Source organism: Chelativorans composti (assembly GCF_039541695.1).
Classification (GTDB): domain Bacteria; phylum Pseudomonadota; class Alphaproteobacteria; order Rhizobiales; family Rhizobiaceae; genus Chelativorans; species Chelativorans composti.
The window spans coordinates 24296-46440 of record NZ_BAABGS010000019.1 but is presented as its reverse complement, the minus strand read 5'-3'; the positions used below and the strand labels follow the sequence as shown (position 1 = coordinate 46440).

The 22145-nt window shown below is 62.5% G+C and carries 14 protein-coding genes and 1 tRNA gene; 6 read left to right on the top strand and 9 right to left on the bottom strand.

The window, feature by feature from the left end; genetic code table 11:
* Nucleotides 1-194: 194 nt before the first annotated feature.
* The 5 genes from ABD906_RS07100 to cpdR all read right to left on the bottom strand — a co-directional run bounded on the left by ABD906_RS07100 (nt 195) and on the right by cpdR (nt 6367).
* On the bottom strand, nt 195-833 hold the full coding sequence (locus ABD906_RS07100) for a L,D-transpeptidase (protein WP_345098804.1): 639 nt from the start codon (nt 831-833) through the stop codon (nt 195-197).
* Nucleotides 827-2071, bottom strand: a complete 1245-nt coding sequence (locus tag ABD906_RS07095) for an autotransporter family protein (RefSeq protein ID WP_345098864.1) — start codon at nt 2069-2071, stop codon at nt 827-829. The genes ABD906_RS07100 and ABD906_RS07095 overlap by 7 nt, the downstream gene beginning before the upstream one ends.
* 17 nt (nt 2072-2088) lie before the next feature.
* Nucleotides 2089-4110, bottom strand: a complete 2022-nt coding sequence (locus tag ABD906_RS07090) for a hypothetical protein (protein WP_345098803.1) — start codon at nt 4108-4110, stop codon at nt 2089-2091.
* Between the two features lie 1748 nt (nt 4111-5858).
* Nucleotides 5859-5933: transfer RNA gene (locus ABD906_RS07085), tRNA-Val, on the bottom strand.
* A 71-nt stretch (nt 5934-6004) separates the two neighbouring features.
* A complete protein-coding gene (gene cpdR / locus ABD906_RS07080) occupies nt 6005-6367 on the bottom strand; it encodes a cell cycle two-component system response regulator CpdR (protein ID WP_345098802.1) in 363 nt (120 codons plus the stop codon).
* A gap of 187 nt (nt 6368-6554) precedes the next feature.
* On the opposite strand from cpdR, the gene ABD906_RS07075 reads away from it, so the two are divergent.
* Entirely contained in the window at nt 6555-7448 is an 894-nt protein-coding gene (locus tag ABD906_RS07075; RefSeq protein WP_345098801.1) for an N-formylglutamate amidohydrolase, read from the top strand.
* 373 nt (nt 7449-7821) lie between these two features.
* Nucleotides 7822-8601 (top strand): histidinol-phosphatase, encoded by a 780-nt coding sequence (hisN, locus tag ABD906_RS07070; protein ID WP_345098800.1) that lies wholly within the window; start codon nt 7822-7824, stop codon nt 8599-8601.
* A gap of 102 nt (nt 8602-8703) precedes the next feature.
* Here hisN and ABD906_RS07065 read toward each other — a convergent pair whose 3' ends face one another.
* The gene (locus ABD906_RS07065; RefSeq protein ID WP_345098799.1) at nt 8704-9738 is read right to left on the bottom strand and encodes an alpha/beta fold hydrolase; all 1035 of its coding nucleotides are present in this window, start codon (nt 9736-9738) and stop codon (nt 8704-8706) included.
* A gap of 363 nt (nt 9739-10101) precedes the next feature.
* Between ABD906_RS07065 and ABD906_RS07060 the strand changes: the two genes are divergently transcribed.
* Entirely contained in the window at nt 10102-10563 is a 462-nt protein-coding gene (locus ABD906_RS07060; RefSeq protein WP_345098798.1) for an Hsp20 family protein, read from the top strand.
* Between the two features lie 94 nt (nt 10564-10657).
* Here the strand turns inward: ABD906_RS07060 and ABD906_RS07055 are convergent, their stop codons facing one another.
* The gene (locus ABD906_RS07055; RefSeq protein WP_345098797.1) at nt 10658-11704 is read right to left on the bottom strand and encodes a threonine aldolase family protein; all 1047 of its coding nucleotides are present in this window, start codon (nt 11702-11704) and stop codon (nt 10658-10660) included.
* A gap of 540 nt (nt 11705-12244) precedes the next feature.
* Between ABD906_RS07055 and gltB the strand changes: the two genes are divergently transcribed.
* Together gltB and ABD906_RS07045 are read left to right on the top strand one after the other, a co-directional pair.
* Nucleotides 12245-16909 (top strand): glutamate synthase large subunit, encoded by a 4665-nt coding sequence (gltB, locus tag ABD906_RS07050; protein WP_345098796.1) that lies wholly within the window; start codon nt 12245-12247, stop codon nt 16907-16909.
* Nucleotides 16910-17038: 129 nt separating this feature from the next.
* Nucleotides 17039-18493, top strand: coding sequence for a glutamate synthase subunit beta (locus tag ABD906_RS07045; RefSeq protein WP_345098795.1), 1455 nt, complete (start codon nt 17039-17041; stop codon nt 18491-18493).
* Between the two features lie 95 nt (nt 18494-18588).
* Here the strand turns inward: ABD906_RS07045 and ABD906_RS07040 are convergent, their stop codons facing one another.
* The gene (locus tag ABD906_RS07040) at nt 18589-19821 is read right to left on the bottom strand and encodes an SGNH/GDSL hydrolase family protein (protein ID WP_345098794.1); all 1233 of its coding nucleotides are present in this window, start codon (nt 19819-19821) and stop codon (nt 18589-18591) included.
* Nucleotides 19822-19832: 11 nt separating this feature from the next.
* Complete coding sequence (locus tag ABD906_RS07035; RefSeq protein WP_345098793.1) at nt 19833-21056, bottom strand: lytic murein transglycosylase; 1224 nt, start codon at nt 21054-21056, stop codon at nt 19833-19835.
* Nucleotides 21057-21229: 173 nt separating this feature from the next.
* Here ABD906_RS07035 and galU point away from each other — a divergent pair, with 173 nt between their 5' ends.
* Nucleotides 21230-22105: a UTP--glucose-1-phosphate uridylyltransferase GalU gene (gene galU / locus ABD906_RS07030; RefSeq protein ID WP_345098792.1), complete on the top strand. Its 876-nt coding sequence runs from the start codon at nt 21230-21232 to the stop codon at nt 22103-22105.
* Nucleotides 22106-22145 lie beyond the last annotated feature (40 nt).

Here is a 22145-nt window from a genome sequence, read left to right as displayed (position 1 = left end):
GCACTACATATGGTCTTCCGGCGCCCGTTGCGCCAGGCCTTTCGCCGCATGGGCAGACATGCGCGGGACGGAAGTATCCGGCCAGCCAGTGGGCACCGGTTTCCGCCTGCAATGGGTTCTCCTCCCGGACGGGGAAACAGATCGCCTGGAGCCCTTCAGCGGTTTCCGGAATGCTGGCCGCTCAAGGACGATCGTCAGATCACCTTCACCACGGCCCCGTTCTGCACCCGGTCGAAAAGGTCGATGACGTCCTCGTTAAGCATGCGGATGCAGCCGGAAGATGCCTCGGTTCCGATGGTCCACGGTTCGGATGTGCCGTGGATGCGGTAGAGCGTGTCGTGGCCGTTCTGGTAGAGGTAGAGCGCACGCGCTCCGAGGGGATTGTGCGGTCCCGGTTCGATGCGTTGCGGTAGGTCGGGCGTTTCATTGCGCATGTCGTCGGTAGGATACCAGGCCGGCCATTTCGCCTTCCTTCCGATTACTGCTGTGCCGGACCACGCATGGCCCGACGTGCCGACCGCGACGCCGTAACGCCGCGCTATGCCGTTCTTCTCGATGAGATAGAGAAACCGCTTTCGGGTATCAACCAGGATCGAGCCTTCGGGCATGCCCTCCGGGGCCGGAACAATGGTAGGGTGGAATCGCTTGTCGAACTTGGCCCGGTTGACAATGCGGACCTCGTAGGGCTCGTCCGCGTAAGCGAGCTTCAGTTCCTCGATGGACGGAGTGGGGTAACTGCCGGCCGCGCATCCGGCCAGCAGCAGGATCAAGCCCAGCAGGGGAGTCAGGGAAAGACGGCCATTCGGAATGGCCGCCGTCTTGCTCGCTACCACTTGACCCTCAGACCAACTGTTCCGGCGACCCGGTGGCCGTCGCCGAAACTGTTGAGGCTGGTGCTCACGGAAGCCTCGCCGAAGACCGAGTACTTGTCGTCATCCCAGTTCAGCGTGGCGCCCAGCCCGATGCCTCCCCAGCTGCGGTCGTTGCGGCTGGTGAACTCGGTGCCGGCGACGCTCACCCGGTAGCCGTCTAGGAACTCGTGGTACAGGTTGGCGATGCCGTACACGTTGGCCCTCGATGTGGTTCCGTTCTCGGCCTTCCAGCGCGATTCGTATTCTGCTGCCAGGCCGACCCGGCCGCGCAGGCTGTCGCCATCCCGGAGCACGACGCTCGTCTCGAGCGGATCGACGAACCTGTCGAAGTCGATGCGCGAGTAGACGAGCTGCGCCTGCGGCGTGAGCGACCAACGGTCGTTCAACGCATGCCTATACCCTGCCTCGAGGCCGAGCGCATAGCCGAAGCCCTTGTTGCCGTCCGCAAGGTCCATGTTGGTGTTGGCCGACCGGATGTCCGACTTCAACCAGGTAGCCTGCCCCTGGGCGTCGACGTAGAAGCCGTTGTAGCCGTACCAGGTGAGGCTGCCGCCGATGCCATATCCGTTGGCCTTGATGCTGCCGCCGCCCGCGGTTGAGGTGATATCGCTGCGAATGTGGCCGTAGCGCGCCGAGATACCGCCGATCAACTTGCCGCTGTCATTTTCGGCGAGCAGGCCGTCGAACCCGGCCTGCACGTGCCAGGTGGTTGCATCGTATTCCGCGTCGATGGTTGACACGGCCGCCTCATAATGACCGTGCGCACCCTCGATCCGTCCCCACACGGCGCCGGTCTCGATGGTCACGGCGCCATCCTCGCTGATGTAGTAGCTCGCCTGCTCGGGCGTGACGGTGCAGCGGAAGTTCTGGCTGGCATCCTTGCAGAACACGGTTTCGGCCGGAGCCGCCGGGGCTGGATCTCTCGAGTGCCGGTTGCCGGCGCGCTGCTTGAGCGTCGGCAGTTCGACCAGCGGTACCAGAACCTTCGGATACTCCTGATAGACCGGCACGGTCGGCGCGAGCGCCACGTTGCGCAGGTACCAGTTGCCGTCTGCGGCATTCTCGTCGACGCCGTTGTGGTACAGCCCGTAGCTGTAGACGCCGGCGATGATGCGCTGCTCGCCGTTGTCCACGTAGTCGCCCTGCAGCGTGAAGACGCCCGGCGCGGAAGCTTCCTTGTTGCGAACCTCGACGAGCAGGATACCGTTGTCGGTCGTCAGCGCGCCGGAACGCTCGCGCCGGTCGATGACGTGACGATCGTCGTGGGGGCGGTGCCCAGCTGTGTGCCGTCGACCACCAGGACGTCGGACTGGGAACCGGAACCGCCGCCGGGTACCACGCCTGCATTGAGCACGGTGTTCAGCAGCAGCGTGCCGCCGTTCGAGATGAATACCCCGCTGCCGGGATCGCCGCCCGCCTGCGGGTTGGCGGTAATGACGAGCGTGTTGCCGATCTCAGGGCCGCGCAGGTCGATCACGCCGGCATGGCTGAACGTGCCCAGGTTGACAAGCTGGCCCTGAACGATCCCGTTGCGCCTCAGGTCATAGAACCCGGCGTCCAGCGGGATGCTGCCGGTCCCTGTGGTTGGCACGTAGTAATCCGTTGAGTCGGTGTCTGCGTTGTCGAGAACCTCGGCCAGCCGGACCGTTGCTCCTGCCTGGTTGTCGAAACTGCTGTCCGGATCGCCGAAATCGGAGATCGAGACCCGCTTGATGTCGCGCACGCCGTCGCCGTCGATGTCCGCGAAGTGACGAATGTCGAACAGGCCACCCGCGGCGTTGGTGAAACTGTTGTCATCGACGTCGGCAAGCTCCACATAGCCGGTGACGGTGCCGCGGTTGTTTACTGTCAACTTGCCGACCTGATCGGAAGCGCCTCCCCCAACAATGATTGCCAAGTCCGACCCGGCAAGGACGCGGCCAAGATTGTTGATGATGCTGCCGTTGGGTGAGGCGACCGCCACGCCCGATGCTCGCCTCCTTCCGGGATTCGGCGTAAGGGATTGCCAGCCGCCTTCCACGAGCGCATCCGTGCCAATCGTTAGGGTCACTGTAGTCGCGTCAGACAGGGCCACAATGCCGACGCCATGTTCTCCAGTCGCACGAATGGTGCCACCGTTATCGACGGAGGTATCTCCACCGATTCCCAGCGCATAAGCGCCAAAGGAACCGAAGCCGGTGACCAGAATTTCTCCGTGGTTAACGATCTCTGCTTTTCCGATGCCTGAATGGAAAACATAGGCACCGTAGGCGTTATCGCCAGAGGTAGCGATCATTCCCGAGCCAGAGATATTGATCAGCGCCGTCTGGTCGTTATTGCTGTTTCCAATGAGTGCCAAGGCGCCATCCGCAAACTCACCGGACGTCTCGATGGAACCATGGACATTGATGGTCGCCGCGCCTTGACCGAGGTTGTACGCATAAATACCGACCGATTCTTGCCCGATCGTGGTAATTTTGCCGTCCGGGTCCAGGGTCACGGTAGTATTCTTTTCGGTATCAGCATTCGTTATGCCGGCAAACATCCCGTAACCGTACAGCCCGTTGGTATTGATGGTACCTGCGGATGTGACGTCGACGGCTCCAAGGCCGTAGGTCCACGCGTAGATGCCGACGGTCGCATAGCCCTGCACATCGATAACGCTGCCCGCCCTCTGCTTGACGGTAACGTCCTGGTTATTTCCGCTGTATTGAACCCTGGCCTCCAAGCCAGCGGTGGTCTCCATGTCACCTTCATCGGCGTCCGGATCGGTAGCGATCACTGTGATATCCGCCCCCGATTCGATCCAGATTCCCTGGTTCGAGCCGCCCCCGCCTGGGACAGCATGGACCTGCACGCCGTCGGAGAATCTACCCTCTGTGTAGAGCTTGACATCATCGCCAACGATGACCTTCAACAGACCGGAACCACCGCCCACGCCGTCCAGTCTAATCGCGTTCGTGTCAGTTCCGCCAATTCCGCGGCGGTCAACCACCAGATCATCGACGGTCAGTGTGAAATCGTTGGCTGAACTGCGGTCTATGCCCGACAGGTGGTAATTCGGGTCACCGGGATCGTCTCCGATACATACTTCACCGACGGGATTCGCCGAAGGGACGCACTCGGCAAGAGCAGGCGAAGCGTTGAGGAAGACGCTTCCAGCTGCGAGCACGTGAAACGGCAGGGCGATCGCCGCCCCCTGCAGCATTAATGAACGGGGAACTGGTCTGGATTTCTGGGGAGCTGTGCCACGCGCCATCTATACCTCCTCTGCGGCACTGGGTGTTGCCAGTCACCACGCTCCTGCTGAGGAAGCCAGAAATGTGAGGATGAGGTCTCATCGGATCGTCCACCTGGGCTGCCTCCGCATGGCGGAAGCTTTCCGGGCCGATCCATGCGGCAGCGCAATCTTCAGTCGGAACACTCTTGGAAATGTCGTGTGCAGCTGACGTTGGAATTTGCGGTTCCGGCTGGTGGAAGGGGGCCGAACTCCCCTGTCACCAATGCAAAAGCTTGCAAGACCGCGCTTTGGAAGAATTGCCAAAGCAGGACGTACCCCCTCGCCCCTCAATGGGGAGCAATGATAACTATTAATATGCTAATAAGAAATTCTGCAGCTCCTCACAACAAGAAAACACTTGGCCATTCCAATGGAGTTGCATGCGAAGCTCCATTTGTAGTACGTCATTTCAATGATCGGCAGAATGGTAGAAAAAATCTTCTACGATAAATAATGAAATGGAAACCTGATTTCTAAATATGCTTGGTTTCTCGCCGAAATCGCGAAAATGTTTCTTGTTAGCATGTGAGGTATCTTGCCGCCTGCGGGCGAGACATACCCTGAATCGAAACGCCAGACACTGCCGACCGGCCGGCAGGGATAGATGCAAGGCTGGGCTTATCAGCCTGGTGAAACTGTCTTGCGTGCAAGCTTAAGGCGTCAGGGGTCGTCGCCGATAGCTCCGGCCGCGGGCCTGCCGGGCAGTATCAGTTCAGCCGAGGCGGGTGCCCGCCCTGACGAGAAACTCCAGAGCTTTCCATGAAAACGGTTTCGGGGTCGTTCGCTTGTGCCATGGTTGGGCCAAGTCGGTGTTTCTCACACCCGGCATTGCCGCAGTCACCCTGATGCCCCGCGTTGCAAGCGCGCACGCGATTGTCGTAGCCGCGTCTGGAACGCTCTTCTTGGTGCGGCACGGATCGCTTTGGCCGGCGCGGCAATCCCAGGCAGGGCGATGCCCAGGCAGACGGTGGAGATGTTGAGTGTCTTGCTAGAGCCGTCTTAGAAAGGTGGAACCGGTTTGCCGTCCGGAGCTGCCACAAGACAATCGGGATGTCTGGGCAACGATCAACGTCTGTGAGTCCTTGGTGTCCGGTGGGGTTTTCAGCGTCATGTGGCTTCTCGAAAAAAGTTTCGTGCCGGCTGTCGCTCGGAGCCGGTGGGGCATTGGAGCCCTTAGCTGACTGGCTGGGAGCCAAGGACCTGCACATGACCGAGTAAGGCACCTCGCGTCGAAGGGCGGGGCAGGAGGCGGGCCCGTGCGGACAGCGCCCACCATCGTGTCACAAGCAAACCGCGGCGGGAACTGCGCTCTGGCACGCGACCAACCTTCCCCGCTTGTCCCGGAATGGCGAGCGGTCCTGTCGGCGCCGTGTCACCGTCCCATGAGTTTTCCGGCTGAAGAAGACCGAATCGATTCGCTGATTCGCAGAATCATCTGAACGGATGTGAGGGCGGCGCAAGCGGAGCAGCTGCGACGAGCGGGCAGCCCCTGTTTGCCGTATGAGAGCGAACGGCTGCGCTGGAAAGCCATGTGCCGAACCAGACAGGTTCTAGGCCTTGAAGAAGGACTGGCTGATCCAAGGAAAGAGGGAGGGTTCCAGGCGGTTTTCCGTCAGCCCCGGGAAGCGCGAGACGTCATAAGTTTGCGCTATGCGGTTCAGCGCCTGACGGGAACTACGTTATCCGCCTCTCCGCCGCCATGAAGCATTGATTTTATTGGTGGTAGATGGTGGGCGTGACAGGGATTGAACCTGTGACCCCTACGATGTCAACGTAGTGCTCTCCCGCTGAGCTACACGCCCATCTGACGCCGCGCATACACCACATAATGATGCCGGCCGTCAAGAGCCGAAAACGGCTCGCGACAAAAATTCTATGCTGCCTGGAGCAGCTTATCCACTTCCCTCACAAGCTCGCGCAGATGGAACGGCTTGGACAGGATCTTGGCGTCCCGCGGAGCGTTGGAATCGGGGTTCAGTGCCACGGCGGCGAAGCCCGTGATGAACATGATCTTCAGGTCCGGATCGATTTCGCTCGCCCGGCGGGCCAGCTCGATTCCGTCCATTTCCGGCATGACAATGTCGGTGAGAAGAAGCGAGAAAGGCTCCTCGCGCAGCCGCCCGTAGGCATCTGCTCCGTTGTCAAAGTCGACGACTTCATGGCCGGCGCGCTCCAGCGCCTTGACGAGGAACCGCCGCATATCCTCATCGTCTTCCGCAAGGAGAATTCGTGCCATCACTGCTTCCGAAAAAACAAAACCCGATATCTGTAATGAAAGCGCCCTGAGGGCATAGGCTATATGATTCCGATACGGTAAATATCAAGTGAATGTTGACTTATTGAAGGCTTGGAGAGTGCTGGACAGCGCCTGACGCGGGTGGCAGGCTGGACGAGGTGAAGAACAGAGCGGGCGAACTGAACCAATGACTGCGGCTGCGGACTTCTCCGAAATCCCCCCCTTCGTCCTGTTTGCCGGCCGAAACGGGCAGACGGTTCCGTTCGTCTTCAATTCTCCGCACAGCGGCCGCCACTATCCGCCGCGCTTTCTGGCGATGAGTCGGCTGGATCCGCTGTCCATCCGCCGGTCTGAAGACTGCTATGTGGACGAGCTGTTTTCCGGTGCGCTCGATGTAGGCGCCACCTTCCTCTGCGCCAATTTCCCGCGCGCCTATCTGGACGCGAATCGCGAACCGTGGGAGCTCGACCCGCGCATGTTCAGGGAACGTGTGCCGCCCTATGCCAATACCCATTCGCCGCGGGTGATGGGCGGTCTCGGTACGTTGCCGCGTCTGGTCGCTGACGGCATGGACATCTACCGGCACCGCCTTCCGCTCGAGGAGGCCATGTCGCGCATCGAGCACTATTACATGCCCTACCATGCCACCCTGCGCGACCTGCTGTATCGGACGCGGACGCGATTCGGCCGTGCCATCCTGATCGACTGCCATTCGATGCCGAGCACGATTCGCACGCCCCAGGGCAACATGTCGCCCGACATCGTCGTGGGTGACCGTTTCGGAACCTCGGCCTCCTCCGACCTGTCACGGCTTGCGGTCTCCCTGCTGGCGGCACGGGGCTTTGCGGTGGAGCAGAACCGGCCCTATGCGGGCGGTTTCATCACAGAACACTATGGCCGTCCGGCTCAGGACGTTCACGCGCTTCAGATCGAGGTGAACCGCGGGCTCTATCTCGATGACGATACGCTGGAGCGCTCTGACGGTTTTGATTTGCTACGCCAGCAGCTGAGCGAGTTTATCGCCGATCTTGTGTCGTTCTCCGCCGATATTCTGCCGTCGCGACCGATGGCCGCCGAATAGGCGCGATTCCGCAATGCAGCAATATCGCCTGACGCAAGCGGCGCTGATTTGGTCATGATCTGCAGGCAAAAAAAAAGACCGCATCGAAATGCGGTCGAAGTCTAGGGAGGAAACGCCCGTAAGGGCCGGATAGAAACTATCCTGAAAATTACTTTATGCTGCACTGCACAAATGTCAAGGGAAAATTGTTGCGTTGTTGTGCCTTGCCGCAGAACCATCGCCCCTGCTAGAGCGGTTTCGGAAAATGCGGGTCCGGCTCCGCTCCCCGGTCGGCACCGCGAAGAATGTGAGCTGTTGGGTGGCTAAGGCTCGTGTTAAGTCTGAGCCGCTCCTGCTGTCCGATCCGAGACGTCCTTTGAAGAGGTTGGCCCGCATGACGATCTCTCCCTCGCCGGAATTTTTCCGCCGTCTGGCGGCGGCTGCCGCTGCCGAGACGCTGCCGCGCTTTCGCGACGGCGGGCGTGTCATGAACAAGCGCGCCTCCGGTTTCGACCCCGTGACCGAGGCCGACCGGGCGACGGAGCAGGCGATCCGGGATCTGATCGCGCGGGAGTTTCCGGACCACGGCATCGTTGGCGAGGAATACGGAAACAGCAGTACCGACAGCCGTTTCCAATGGGCAATCGACCCGATCGACGGCACGCGTTCATTCATCTCCGGCATTCCCCTTTGGGGAACCCTGGTGGGCCTGCTCGTGGACGGAACCGCCGTGGCCGGGATGATGGCTCAGCCCTTCACCCGCGAGCTGTTCTACGCGGATGGCAACGGTGCCCGCTACGAGGGACCGGACGGGAACCGGCCGCTCTCGGTAAGGAAGGTCACCGACCTGTCCGAGGCGACCCTCTGCACCACGAGCCCGTTCCTGTTCGACGAGGAACGTCTGCCTCGCTACCAACGCGTCGAGCAGGCCGTCCGCCTCGCGCGCTACGGCACCGACTGCTATGCCTACTGCATGCTGGCCTCGGGCAACATCGACCTGGTGATCGAAAGCGGCCTCAACGCTTACGACATTGTCGCGCTCATCCCGATTGTCCGGCAGGCCGGCGGAATCATCACCACCTGGTCGGGCGACCGTCCGGAAAAGGGTGGCGACATCATTGCCGCTGTCACCCCGGAGCTGCACGCGCAGGCCCTGGAACTTCTGAACCGGTAGTGCTTGTTGCCGGCGCGGGTTCAGGGCAGGGGGATCGCCGTTCGGTCCGAGCTGGCAAACCCGGGGTGCGGCGGTTCGTGGCCCTCTTGAGGGTCCAACGCTCTAGGTCACGCCGGGTTCGCTGCGTTCGCCGTTTTCGTCGGGCTTGGCCGTTTCCGTTCGTTCCGGCTCGATCGTTTCCGCCTCACCCGGTTCCTCGGAGGTCATCCGGCCCGTTACGAACGCGCGGAACGCGGCCAGCGCCTGTTCCCGATAGATGTCGGACTCCTGCAGGAGTTCATGCCTTGCTCCGTCGACCACAAGGCAATGGCCGGAACGGATCCGGCGCGCATAGTCCTCGATCGCGTCGTTTGAAATCATCGCGTCCGATCCCGCGGCGACCAGCAGCAGCGGCGTCCGGTTGGCAGCCATGAAGCCGGTTTCATGCACGCGTTTTATGGCGTCGCAGGCCGCCTGAACCCACGCCGCCGTGGGTCTGCCGACCGTCAGTTCCGGAAATGTGAGCTCGATCGCCCTGTTGCGCTCGAACCGTCGTCTGTCGCTCGTCACCCTGTTCCCTTCAAACGCGGTGAGGCGTCCGCGGTGCCTGGTCTGGGGGAAGTAGCGCGACCCCAACCCGAGGCCGCACAACAGGCTCGCGATCTTCCCGATCCACTTCTGGTCGATGGCTTCGTTCAGCCCGAGCAGCGGGGCGAGCAGCACCGCCCGCCGGACGTGCTGTGCCAGCTGGGGCAGGGCCAGCAGCGTCACCAGTCCGCCCATCGAGTGGGCCAGGATGAAGTAGGGTGGCCGGCAGCTCTGCAGTACCACCTCGTTGAAGAACAGGGTCAGATCCTCGACGTAGTGGTCAAATGACCTGACATGTGCGGCCATCCGGTCGCGCAACATTCGGTCCGATCCGCCCTGGCCGCGCCAGTCGAGCGTGGCGCAGTCGAAGCCCATGGCCCGGAGGTCACCGATGGTCTCGAAATACTTTTCGATCGCCTCGCATCGTCCCTGCAGCAGCACCACGGTGCCCGGGCCGGGCTCCTCCCGGGACAGGAGGGCATACCGCAGCTTCAACCCCTTCTTCGCGGTGAGATATCCCGAAATGATGCCTTCTGGGAGTGGATTGTCTTCGGTGACGCGCAGGGTCATGAAACGGAATCTCCGGAACAGAGACCGCATTTTGCCCCAAACGAGGGGGATGAAGCAAAGATTTCGGAGGATCGCAAAAAAGTGTGGGGATGGCAGAGCCATCCCCGAGCGAGGCTTCGGATCCTGGAAGGGACGGGACAGGGGCCGAAGCACTGTGATGAGACTAGCAGCCGGCGAATGAACGGAAGCGGAAGGATTTGTTCATCCTGCGTTCATTCGCGGCCTTTCCGCGGGACTTGAAACGGTGGGATCCCCCACCCAAATTACAGTTGCGGCAGCCGGAACGGGGCCGCGGTCACAGGGGAACGCCTACAGGGGTCCCTGCGTGATCAACGCAATTGTTGCTCGAAAGGAGAACAAGTCATGCGTCAGATTGATTTCTCGCCTCTGTACAGATCGACTGTCGGTTTCGACCGGCTGTTCTCGTTGCTCGATGGACGGAGCCAGTTCGAGACGCAGTCGTATCCTCCCTACAACATTGAGCGGACCGGTCCGGATTCCTATCGGATTTCCATGGCCGTCGCTGGTTTCTCCGAGAACGACCTGGCCATCGAGTCGCACCAGAACACCCTTACCATCAAGGGCAGCAAGTCCGAGGAGCACAGTGAGGAGCAGTCCGAGATCCTTTATCGTGGTATTGCCTCGCGCAGCTTCGAGCGTCGCTTCCAGCTTGCCGACTATGTCGAGGTAAAGGGCGCGACCCTCAAGGACGGCCTGCTTCACATTGATCTTGAGCGGAACGTTCCCGAAGAGATGAAACCGCGACGCATCGAGATCAAACGTGCCGGCGGTGGCGCCAAGCAGATCGAGGCTTCGGTGAACTGAGGCAGTTCACATCGCGCCACGCAGGCGCAGTCTGAAGAGTTTCATGGCGGCGCATTGCGCCGCCATTTGCATTTGAGGGGCCGGGCCAGCTTGCTCAGGCGCTCATGATCGACCGGATCGCCTCGATGTCTTCCTTCCGTGTCGCGAAAGATGTGACGAACCGGTAGAGCTTTTCATCCGGCTCAAGCGCGAGGCCTGCCGGCGGGTTCCAGTCGTAGAAGTTGACGCCGGCATCCATCAGCCGCTTGGCCTGCGGATCGCGGATGATCGGGAAGACCTCGTTGGCGTCGGGCATCCAGGCGATCCGCGAATGGGCGGACGTGCGGAACACCTCGGCCAGCTCCTGCGCCATGGCGTTCGAGTGGCGTGCCGTATCGAGCCACAAGCCGTTGCTGAGGTAGGCCTCGAACTGCGCGGCGATGAACCGGGACTTCGAGAACAGTTGTGCGGAACGCTTGCGGATGAACGGCATGTCGCGCGCCCTTGCCGGATCCATGACGACGACGGCCTCTGCGCACCAGCAGCCGTTCTTGGTGCCGCCGAAGGAGACGACATCAACGCCCCGCTTCCAGGTCATTTCCGCCGGCGTGGTGCCGAGCGAAACGAGCGCGTTCGCGAAGCGAGCGCCGTCCATATGAAGGGGCAGGCTATGTGCCTTGGCAACCGCCCCGATCTTTTCGATTTCCTCCAGGGAATAGACCGTACCGATTTCCGTCGACTGCGTGATGGACACGGCCATCGGCTGGCCGTGATGGACGAACTCGGCCGGAAACAGACGGATGGCGCGTTCCAGATTGTCCGGATCGATCTTGCCCTTCTCTCCTTCCACGCCGTGAAGGCGGGCGCCCGCGGTAAGAAACTCGACCGCTCCGCCTTCGTCCTCGATCATGTGCGCCTTGGTTTGGGCAAAGATCACCCCGCCCGGCCTGTTCAGCAGGGCCATTGAAAGGGAGTTGGCCGCCGTGCCGGTGGCCACGAAGAAGACGGCGACTTCGCGCTCGAAGATTTCGTTGAAGAGCTGTTCAACGCGCTTGTCCAGATCGCTCTGCCCGTAGGCGGTGGCAAATCCGCTGGCGTGCTTCACAAGGGCTTCAGCGACTTGGGGGAGGGCGCCTGCCCAGTTGTCTGAAGAGAAATTCATGGGAACCTCTTGGCGCCTGCCGGTTGTATGCAGGCAATGTCGCGATGAGATGGCTCAGGTCGGGAAACGATGCAAGGGGTTTGACTGCCGCGCCCGATGTTTCTCTAGGATTGTGGGTATCCGCAGTTCAAGGGGGAAGGTCTCGCGAGGCATGAAAATTGCTGGATGGATAACACTGTGAGCAATTTTGTTACGCATTTTTGCGCATTTTTTTGCGGAACCGACTTGTGTGTGCGCTAAATTTCTGTCAAAGATGGGCCGAAATAGGACAGCACTGCTGTCTTATTTTGCCGCGCTGGGCGCGGAAATGGTTGGGAAACGCTGATGCGATCCACGCAGACCAGAGTGCGTGGGTCGGGCTGCGCTGTGAGACAAGGATCAAATGCGCGGCCCTGGAAGGGACAGTACCATCTGTGTGGTACCTGGTTTCTTCGCACTAAGTGAAATGAGACCGCTCAATTTAGGCCGGACCGAACGATGAGTTCTCCGGAAAGGTGACGCGACCCCGAAAGTCGGGGCCCAAATGTGGAGTGTAGAGAGATGACGGAGCAGAGAACTGCTGCAAGAATTGTGCCCGCTTCTAGCCTGCAGGCCGCCGTCTCCAAACGTACCTCTACCACCCAGGGCCTGCCAGACGTGAAAGGGTTGTACGATCCCGATTATGAACGAGACGCCTGCGGTGTCGGCTTCATCGTTCAGATGAAGAACGTCCGCAGCCATCAGCTCGTCGAGGACGGCCTGGCGATGCTGGAGAACCTCACCCACCGCGGTGCGGTGGGCGCGGACCCGCTCGTGGGCGATGGCGCCGGCATCATGATCCAGATCCCTGACCGCCTTTTTCGTGAGGAAATGGCTAAGCAGGGCGTGGAGCTGCCCGGGCCTGGCCAGTATGCCGTCGCGCATTTCTTCATGCCGCAGGATGCCGGCGAGCGCGAGTTCGTGCATCAGATCATTCACGAGGCCAGCCAGTCGGAAGGCTTCACGGTGCTGGGCATCCGTGACGTTCCGGTCGACAATTCCTCGCTGTCCAGGGCCCCGCATATCGTTGCGTCGGAGCCCTATCACCAGCAGGTTTTTTTCAACCGGCCGGAAGGCTACACGGATGAGCAGTACGAGCGCCGTCTTTACATCCTGCGCAAGGTGATTTCGGGCCGCCTCTATGCCCATCACGGCAACCGTGACGTTGGCGCCTACTGCGTGTCCATGTCCTCGCGGACGATCGTGTACAAGGGCATGTTCCTGGCCTATCAGGTTGGCGCGTACTATAAGGACCTGCGCGATCCGCGCACCGAGTCGGCGCTTGCGCTCGTGCACCAGCGCTTCTCNAACGGCGAGATCAACACGCTGCGCGGCAACGTCAACTGGATGGCCGCCCGCCAAGCCTCGGTCGACTCCGAGCTGTTCGGCACGGACATCTCCAAGCTCTGGCCCATCTCCTATGAGGGTCAGTCCGATACGGCCTGCTTCGACAACGCGCTCGAGTTCCTCTACCACGGCGGCTACAGCTTGGCCCACGCAATGATGATGCTTATCCCTGAGGCCTGGGCCGGCAACAAGCTCATGGATGAGGATCGCAAGGCCTTCTACGAGTACCATGCCGCACTCATGGAGCCGTGGGATGGCCCGGCCGCCGTCGCCTTCACGGATGGCCGCCAGATCGGCGCGACGCTCGACCGCAACGGACTGCGTCCGGCCCGCTACGTCGTCACTGACGACGATCGCGTCATCCTTGCCTCCGAGGCTGGTGCCTTCACGGTCCCGGAAGAGAAGATCGTCCAGAAGTGGCGTCTCCAGCCGGGCCGCATGCTTCTCATCGACCTGGAGCAGGGCCGCATCGTCTCCGATGAGGAGGTCAAGTCGTCCATTGCGAAGAAGCACCCCTACAAGGAGTGGCTGAAGAACACGCAGCTCATCCTCGAGGAGCTGAAGCCCGTCGAGGCGCGCGAGCTGCGCAAGGACGTCTCGCTGCTCGACCGACAGCAGGCCTTCGGCTACACGCAGGAGGACCTGAAGCTGCTGATGGCGCCGATGGCGACCACCGGCCAGGAGGCCGTGGGTTCGATGGGCACCGACACGCCGATCCCGGCCATGTCGGACCATCCGAAGCTGCTTTATAACTACTTCAAGCAGAACTTCGCGCAGGTCACCAACCCGCCGATCGACCCGATCCGCGAGGAGCTGGTGATGAGCCTCGTCTCTTTCATCGGCCCGCGCCCGAACATCTTCGATCTGGTCGGCACCTCGCGCCGCAAGCGTCTTGAGGTTCGCCAGCCGATCCTCACCAACGAGGACCTGGAGAAGATCCGTTCGATCGGCCACACCGAGGAGCGGTTCGACACCAAGACCATCGACATAACCTATTCGGCCAACGAGGGCGCCGAGGGTATGGAAGCTGCCATCGAGCGCATCTGCGAGCGTGCCGAGGCGGCGGTTGCCGGTGGCTACAACATCATCATCCTGTCTGACCGTCAGGTCGGTCCGGACCGCGTCGACATTCCGACGCTGCTGGCGACCGCAGCCGTCCACCACCACCTGATCCGCAAGGGCCTGCGCACCTCGGTGGGTCTGGTCGTCGAGTCCGGCGAGCCGCGCGAGGTGCATCACTTCTGTTGCCTGGCGGGCTATGGTGCGGAAGCCATCAACCCGTACCTCGCCTTCGACACGCTGATCGACATGCACAAGAAGGGCATGTTCCCGCCGGAGGTCAGCGAGCAGGAGGTCGTCCAGCGTTACATCAAGGCGATCGGCAAGGGCATTCTGAAGGTCATGTCCAAGATGGGCATCTCGACCTACCAGTCCTACTGCGGCGCCCAGATCTTCGACGCCGTCGGCCTGCGCTCGGATTTCGTCGAGAAGTACTTCACCGGCACGGCTACCAGCATCGAGGGTGTCGGTCTCGAGGAGATCGCCCGCGAGACGGTTGCCCGCCACGCCCGCGCCTTCGGCAACGATCCGCTCCTGAAGAGCGCGCTCGAAGTGGGCGGCGACTACCAGTACCGCCAGCGCGGTGAGGACCACGCCTGGACGCCGGATGCGGTGGCGACCCTGCAGCATGCCGTCCGCAAGAAGTCCTTCGCGACCTTCAAGGAGTTCTCGAACCTCGTTGACGGCGAGAGCGCCAAGAAGAAGACCATCCGCAGCCTGTTCCAGATCAGGCGCGCGGAGGATACGGGCCGCAAGCCCGTTCCGCTGGACGAGGTCGAACCCGCGTCCGAGATCGTGAAGCGCTTCTCGACGGGCGCGATGTCCTTCGGTTCTATCAGCCGCGAGGCGCACACCACGCTCGCCCGCGCGATGAATGCCATCGGCGGCAAGTCCAACACCGGCGAGGGCGGCGAGGAGCCGGATCGCTTCATGCCGCTGCCGGACGGCTCGCGGAACCCCGAGCGCTCTGCCATCAAGCAGGTGGCGAGCGGCCGCTTCGGCGTGACGGCGGAGTACCTCGTCAACGCGGACATGATCCAGATCAAGATCGCTCAGGGTGCGAAGCCCGGCGAAGGCGGCCAGCTCCCCGGCCACAAGGTTGACGCGACCATCGCGAAGACCCGCCACTCGACGCCGGGCGTGGGCCTGATTTCGCCGCCCCCGCACCATGACATCTACTCGATCGAGGATCTGGCACAGCTGATCTTCGATCTGAAGAACGTCAACCCGTCGGCCGACATTTCGGTCAAGCTGGTGGCGGAAGCCGGTGTCGGCACCGTTGCGGCAGGTGTGGCCAAGGCGCGCGCCGATCACATCACGATTTCCGGCTACGACGGCGGAACGGGCGCATCCCCGCTCACCTCGCTGAAGCACGCCGGTATTCCGTGGGAGATCGGCCTTGCCGAGACGCACCAGACGCTGGTGCTGAACGGCCTGCGCAGCCGCGTCGCCCTTCAGGTCGACGGCGGTCTCAGGACCGGCCGCGACGTCGTCATCGGCGCGCTGCTGGGTGCGGACGAGTTTGGCTTCTCGACGGCTCCACTGATCGCGGCTGGCTGCATCATGATGCGCAAGTGCCACCTGAACACCTGCCCGGTGGGCGTGGCCACCCAGGACCCGGTCCTGCGCAAGCGCTTCAAGGGCACGCCGGAGCACGTCATCAACTACTTCTTCTACGTCGCCGAGGAAGTGCGCCAGCTCCTGGCTGAGATGGGCTACCGCAAGCTGGACGAAATTATCGGCCAGTCCGACCTGCTCGAGAAGCGTGCGATGATCGAGCACTGGAAGGCGCGCGGCCTGGACTTCTCCCGCGTGTTCTTCAAGCCGGAGGCGAAGCCCGAGGAGATCCGCTGGACCGAGCGCCAGAAGCATCCGATCGACGATGTTCTGGACCGGAAGCTCATCGCCGCGGCTGCTCCAGCTCTGGAGCGCAAGGAGCCGGTGTCCCTGGAGTTCGACATCCACAATACCGACCGCTCCGCCGGCGCGATGCTCTCGGGCGAGATAGCCAAGTGCTTTGGTCACAAGGGCCTGCCGGACGACACCATCCAGGTGAGGTTCACGGGCACCGCCGGCCAGTCCTTTGGCGCGTTCCTGGCCCGTGGCGTGTCCTTCGAGCTCTGGGGCGACGGCAACGACTATGTCGGCAAGGGCCTGTCGGGCGGCCGCATCGTCATCCGTCCGCCGGAGAATGCGAGGATCGTGCCCGAGCAGTCGATCATCGTCGGCAACACGGTGCTCTACGGCGCCATTGAGGGTGAGTGCTACTTCCGCGGCGTGGCGGGCGAGCGCTTCGCCGTCCGCAACTCCGGCGCGGTGGCAGTCGTCGAAGGCGTGGGCGACCATGGCTGCGAGTACATGACCGGCGGCATCGTCGTGGTGCTCGGCAGGACCGGTCGCAACTTTGCGGCTGGCATGTCTGGCGGCATCGCCTATGTTCTCGACGAGGAGGGCGATTTCGCCAAGCGCTGCAACATGGCGATGGTCGATCTTGAGCCGGTTCCGGAAGAGGACGACATCCTCGAGAAACTGCATCACCATGGCGGTGACCTTGCCCACATGGGCCGCGTCGACGTCTCCGGTGACATGACCCGTCACGACGAGGAGCGTCTGGCGCACCTGATCTCGAACCACTATCGGTTCACGGGATCGGAGCGGGCGCGGCAGATCCTGGACAACTGGTCCGAGTATCGGGCCAAGTTCCGCAAGGTCATGCCGGTCGAGTATCGCCGCGCGCTGGAAGAGATGCAGCGCAATCGCCTGGCGGGTGCAGCCGCCTGAACTGAGGGAACTGTGGGCCGTCGCCGCGCGTCGGGACGGCCCATGATCGGAGTTGGATTTCCCGGAGTTCGCTGATTGCGGGCTCCGCTGCTGCCCCGGCCCCGCGGGCCAGGGGAACAAGGAACAACGATGGGTAAGGTTACAGGTTTTCTCGAGATCGACCGCCAGGAAGCGAAGTATCAGCCTGCGGCTGATCGCATCCGGCACTTCCGCGAATTCGTCCTGCCGATGACCGAGCAGGAGGTCAGGAAGCAGGCCGCCCGCTGCATGGATTGCGGCATTCCCTTCTGCCATGGCCCGACCGGGTGTCCGGTTCACAACCAGATCCCGGACTGGAACGACCTCGTCTACCAGGGCAACTGGGAGGAGGCGATCCGCAACCTTCTTTCGACGAACAACTTCCCGGAGTGGACGGGCCGTGTATGTCCCGCTCCCTGCGAGGAGGCGTGCACCCTCAACCTTGAGGACGTGCCCGTCACGATCAAGAACATCGAGCAGGCCATCGCCGACAAGGCGTGGGAACTCGGCTTCATGCGGCCGCAACCTGCGGAGGTGAAGACGGACAAGCGCGTCGCGATCATCGGCTCGGGCCCGTCCGGCCTCGCCGCTGCCCAGCAGCTTGCCCGCGCCGGCCACGAGGTTCACGTCTATGAGCGTGAGAGCAAGCCGGGCGGCCTGATGCGCTACGGCATCCCGGACTTCAAGATCGAAAAGATCCATGTCGACCGCCGCATTGCCCAGCTCGAGGGCGAGGGTGTCACCTTCCACTGCGGCGTGAACGTCGGTATCGACAAGCCGGTGGCTGAGCTACTCGCGGATTACGATGCCGTTCTCTACTGCGGCGGTTCGGAAAAGCCGCGTCCCGCGGGCATTCCGGGCGGCGATCTCCACGGCGTCTATGATGCGATGCCTTATCTGGTGCAGCAGAACCGCCGCATCGGTGGCGAAAACATCGAATCCGTCGCCTGGCCGGCCGAGCCGATTTCGGCTGCGGGCCAGCACGTGGTGGTGGTCGGCGGCGGCGACACGGCCTCCGACTGCGTCGGCACGGCCTTCCGCCAGGGTGCGGTGCGCGTGACGCAGCTCGACATCCGTCCCCGTCCGCCGGAGAAGGAAGACAAGCTCACCGTCTGGCCCTACTGGGCGACCAAGATGCGCACCTCCACCAGCCAGGCCGAGGGCGCGGTGCGCGAGTTCCAGGTGGCGACGCTCGAGTTCGTCGGCGAGAACGGCAAGCTGACCGGCGTGAAGTGCTGCCGCGTGGACGAGAGCCGCAAGCCGGTCCCGGGCACGGAGTTCATCATCAAGGCGGACCTCGCCTTCATCGCGATCGGCTTTGCCGGACCCAACCCGACGGGTGTTCTCTCGGAGCTGGAAGGCAAGCTGGCCGTCACCGTCGACCGCCGCAATTCGACCAACGTGGTTGCGAACGACGTCGACTACCGCACCAACATCGACAAGCTGTTCGCTGCCGGTGACGTGCGCCGCGGTCAGTCGCTGGTTGTTTGGGCGATTCGAGAGGGCCGTCAGGCCGCCCGCGCCATCGACGAATACCTGATGGGAAGCAGCGTCCTGCCGCGCTGATGCAACCTCGCCCTCACGGTGAACCTCTCGAAGCGTGAGGGAAGGACGGCATTCGGGCGCCGGAAGCACCCGGGGTTTGAGATGGCAGGATGGAATTATTGCGGGGCTGGCGGCGTGCCGTCGCCGGCCCCGTTCTTTTTCTCAGGCTTGCCGACGAGCTGGAAGTCTGCCCGTCCAGGCTGCGGCTTGAACAGGTTCGCGGCGGGCGCCGCGCCGTTGGGCCGCTCTCCGCCGAGCAGCGCGCTGCTCGTGCTGAGTTCCGGCCCTGCGAGGGAGATGGGTGCGGTTCGCGTCAGATCCCGGACCGGGACCATGGCCGCCGCTGGAGCTTGTTCTTGTCCGGGCTGTTCGCCGGACGCCGCCGGCGAGCCTGCGGGGGCCGCGGCCGCCCCAAGAATCTGGTTGAGCGGCTTTTCCAGATAGAATGCGATCTTGCGCCGCGCCTCGCGGGTGAGATTGATGCCGTCGCTTGAGCGCAGCCGCACCGGCTGGCCGTTCATGTCCGGGCCGGTGTAGGTGAAGGCGCCGTTCTCGTCCACGAACCCGTCCCAGATGTCGATGAACGTGCCGCCCGCCGATTCGGCCGCCTTTTTCTGGATGTCGTTGAAGGCGAGCATGTCGGACGTCATCGCCGGCGACTTGAATGGCGGCAGCCCTACCCACAGGAACGGGATGCTGCTCTTCGCCAGCGTTTCCGCGAAGGCGTTCACGCGCTTCGTGTACTCGGCTGTCCACTCTTCGGTCTGTGGGCGGAAGGTTTGCCCGTCCGCAGAAATCTGCTGCCGGTCGTTCGAACCGAGCATGACCACGACCGCCGCCGGCTTCACCGTCTCGAGGATGGGGCTGATTTCCGCGTTCCAGTTGTAGTAGTCGTCGCGCACGAAGCCCGACGAACCCTTGCTGCGGTCCTCGATCCGCACGCTAGGGACTTCCTCGTAAGCCGAGGCAAGGCCTCCTGCGACGCCGCCAGCCAGAAAGTCGCCGACGACCAGAACAACCTTGGCATCGGGCTGCTTCTCGACTGCAGGCTTGGCGGAAACGGCGGCGCCCTGTCCGCTGCGGGCGGCGGGGGAGCCCTGGCGCTGCTGCCGCCGCGGCGCCCGGCGCTGCTGTTGCGGTTCCTGCGGCGCCATGACCGAGGGTGGCTGACGCCTTATCCCGAACAGCCGCTCGAACAGGTTCGGCTTGCGCACGACATAGTATTCCGGCCGCTGCTGCGCGCTGGCCGTGTCCGTGCCGACGGAAAGGACGAAACAGCCGCACGCGATGGCCAGGGCCGCCACAGCCTTTCGCATGGACAGACGGGTGGAGCGGCGGAACGTGACCATCGGATCTGATCCTACTGACCTCTGAGCCTGCGCAACACGTCCTTGGAAGGATGGCCGTCAGGGTTGATGCCAAGCCGCTGTTGGAAGGCGCGGATAGCGTCTCGCGATCCCGAGCCGACCTTACCGTCAATCGGGCCGCTGTAGTAACCTAGTGCGCTGAGCCGCTGCTGCAACTCCTGCGTCTCGGTGAAGGACAGCCGCTCGAACGGTCGGTTCCAATCCCGCACCAGGCCGCCGTAGCCGGCGATCTCGTCGGCCAGCAGGCCGACAGCCAGCGCGTAGGTGTCCGCATTGTTGTAGCGCTTCAGTACGAAAAAGTTGTTCGTCATCAGGAAAGCCGGTCCCTTGCGGCCGTCCGGCACCTTGAGCTCGGCCATGTCGGAACCGCGCGGGAACGGCTTGCCGTTGGCGCGCACGACGCCGATCGAAGCCCACTTGCTGAGCGGCATGGACCCGGACGGGAACTTCCGGCCTTCCGGCAGGATAACCTCGTAGCCCCAGGTCTCGCCGGTGCGCCAGCCGTTCTTGCGTAGCAGGTTGGCTGCGGTAGCCAGCGCGTCGGGGATTGAATTCCAGATGTCGCGGCGACCGTCGCGGTCCGCGTCGACCGCATAGGCCTGGTAGCTGGTCGGGATGAACTGGGTGTGGCCCATGGCTCCCGCCCAGGAACCCTGCAGGTGATGCACGTCGATGTCGCCGGACTGCAGGATCTTGAGCGCCGCAATCAGCTGCGTCCGGGCAAACTTGGCCCGCTTTGGATCCGCATAGGCGAGGGTGGCGAGCGACCGCGGCACGTGGCGCATCACGCGCTCGTTCCGGAGAGCCTCGCCATAGTTCGTCTCCATTGACCAGATGGCCAGCAGGATGTAGCGGCTAACGCCGTACTGCCCCTCGATATGATCGAGCCACGGCTTCAGATCGCGGGCGAGCTGGCGGCCCCGGGCGATGGTATGCTCGTTGATCCGGTTGTCGAAATATTCCCACGGCTCCGCCTTGAATTCCGGCTGGTACCGGGCCTTTTCAAGCACCTCCGGATCCGGCGAGGTCACGCCCTTGAAGGCGCGGTCATAGACCGACGGCGAAATGCCGCTCTGAATGGCGACCTGGCGGAACTCGGCAATCCAGCGCTGAAATCCTGCATCGGCGAGCACTGGACCCGTGCTGAGTGCGACCAGAATGGCGGCGAAGGAAAGCCTGATTGCTGTGAGGGCTTTGTGGGCACTCGGGGCAAGCATGACAACCTCCAAACTACACGACAAGCCACCTTCTTCGCCGATTGCGGTATAGAAATAGTTTACCATATAAAATCGGTGGCCAAATCGGGTCGTTTTTTGATCCTAGATCAGGAACCGAGGGTGGCGCTGAGCTTTGAGTCACTCGGCCATCGTGTTTTCTAGAGGGGTTGTTGATGAGAAAAATCCGTAAGGCCGTTTTCCCTGTTGCGGGCCTGGGAACACGCTTCTTGCCGGCGACCAAGGCATTGCCCAAGGAAATGCTGACGGTCGTGGACAGGCCCGTCATTCAGTATGTTGTCGATGAGGCGCGTGAGGCGGGCATCGAGCATTTCATCTTCGTGACTGGCCGCAACAAGCATGCCATCGAAGATCATTTCGACGTTCAGGTCGAGCTGTACGAGACGCTCCGCCGGCGCGGAAAGCTGGACATTCTTGAGCGTCTAGAGGCCATGCAGCCCAAGCCAGGGCAGACCAGCTACACGCGCCAGCAGGTGCCTCTGGGCCTCGGCCACGCCGTCTGGTGCGCGCGCGAGCTGGTGGGCAACGAGCCCTTCGCGCTGCTGCTGCCGGACATGATCATGCAGTCCGAGCGGGGGTGCCTGAAGGAAATGGTCGAGTTCTACGAGCAGACCGGCGGTAACGTCCTTGCCGTCGAGGAGTGCGATCCATCGGAGACCTACAAGTACGGCATCGTCGGCCGCGGCGAGGACCTGCACACGGGCTTCCGGATCACCTCGATGGTGGAAAAACCGAAGCCCGGTACCGCGCCGTCGAACTTCTATATCGCGGGCCGCTACATCCTGCAGCCCGAGATCTTCGATCTCCTGGAGCATCAGGAGAAGGGTGCGGGCGACGAGATCCAGCTTACCGACGCCATGCTCCGCCTGCATCGGGAACAGCCCTTCTATGCTCATATCTTCCGCGGCAACACCTATGACTGCGGCTCGCCGGAAGGTTTTGTTCTCGCCAATCTCGCGTTTGCCTTGCAGAATGGGGAAATGCGGCCGCATCTGGAACGCGCGCTCCGCGAAATCGCGGGCAAGCTCTGACGGTTCTGCGGCGCGGGGCTTCACCCGCGCCGCTCTTGTT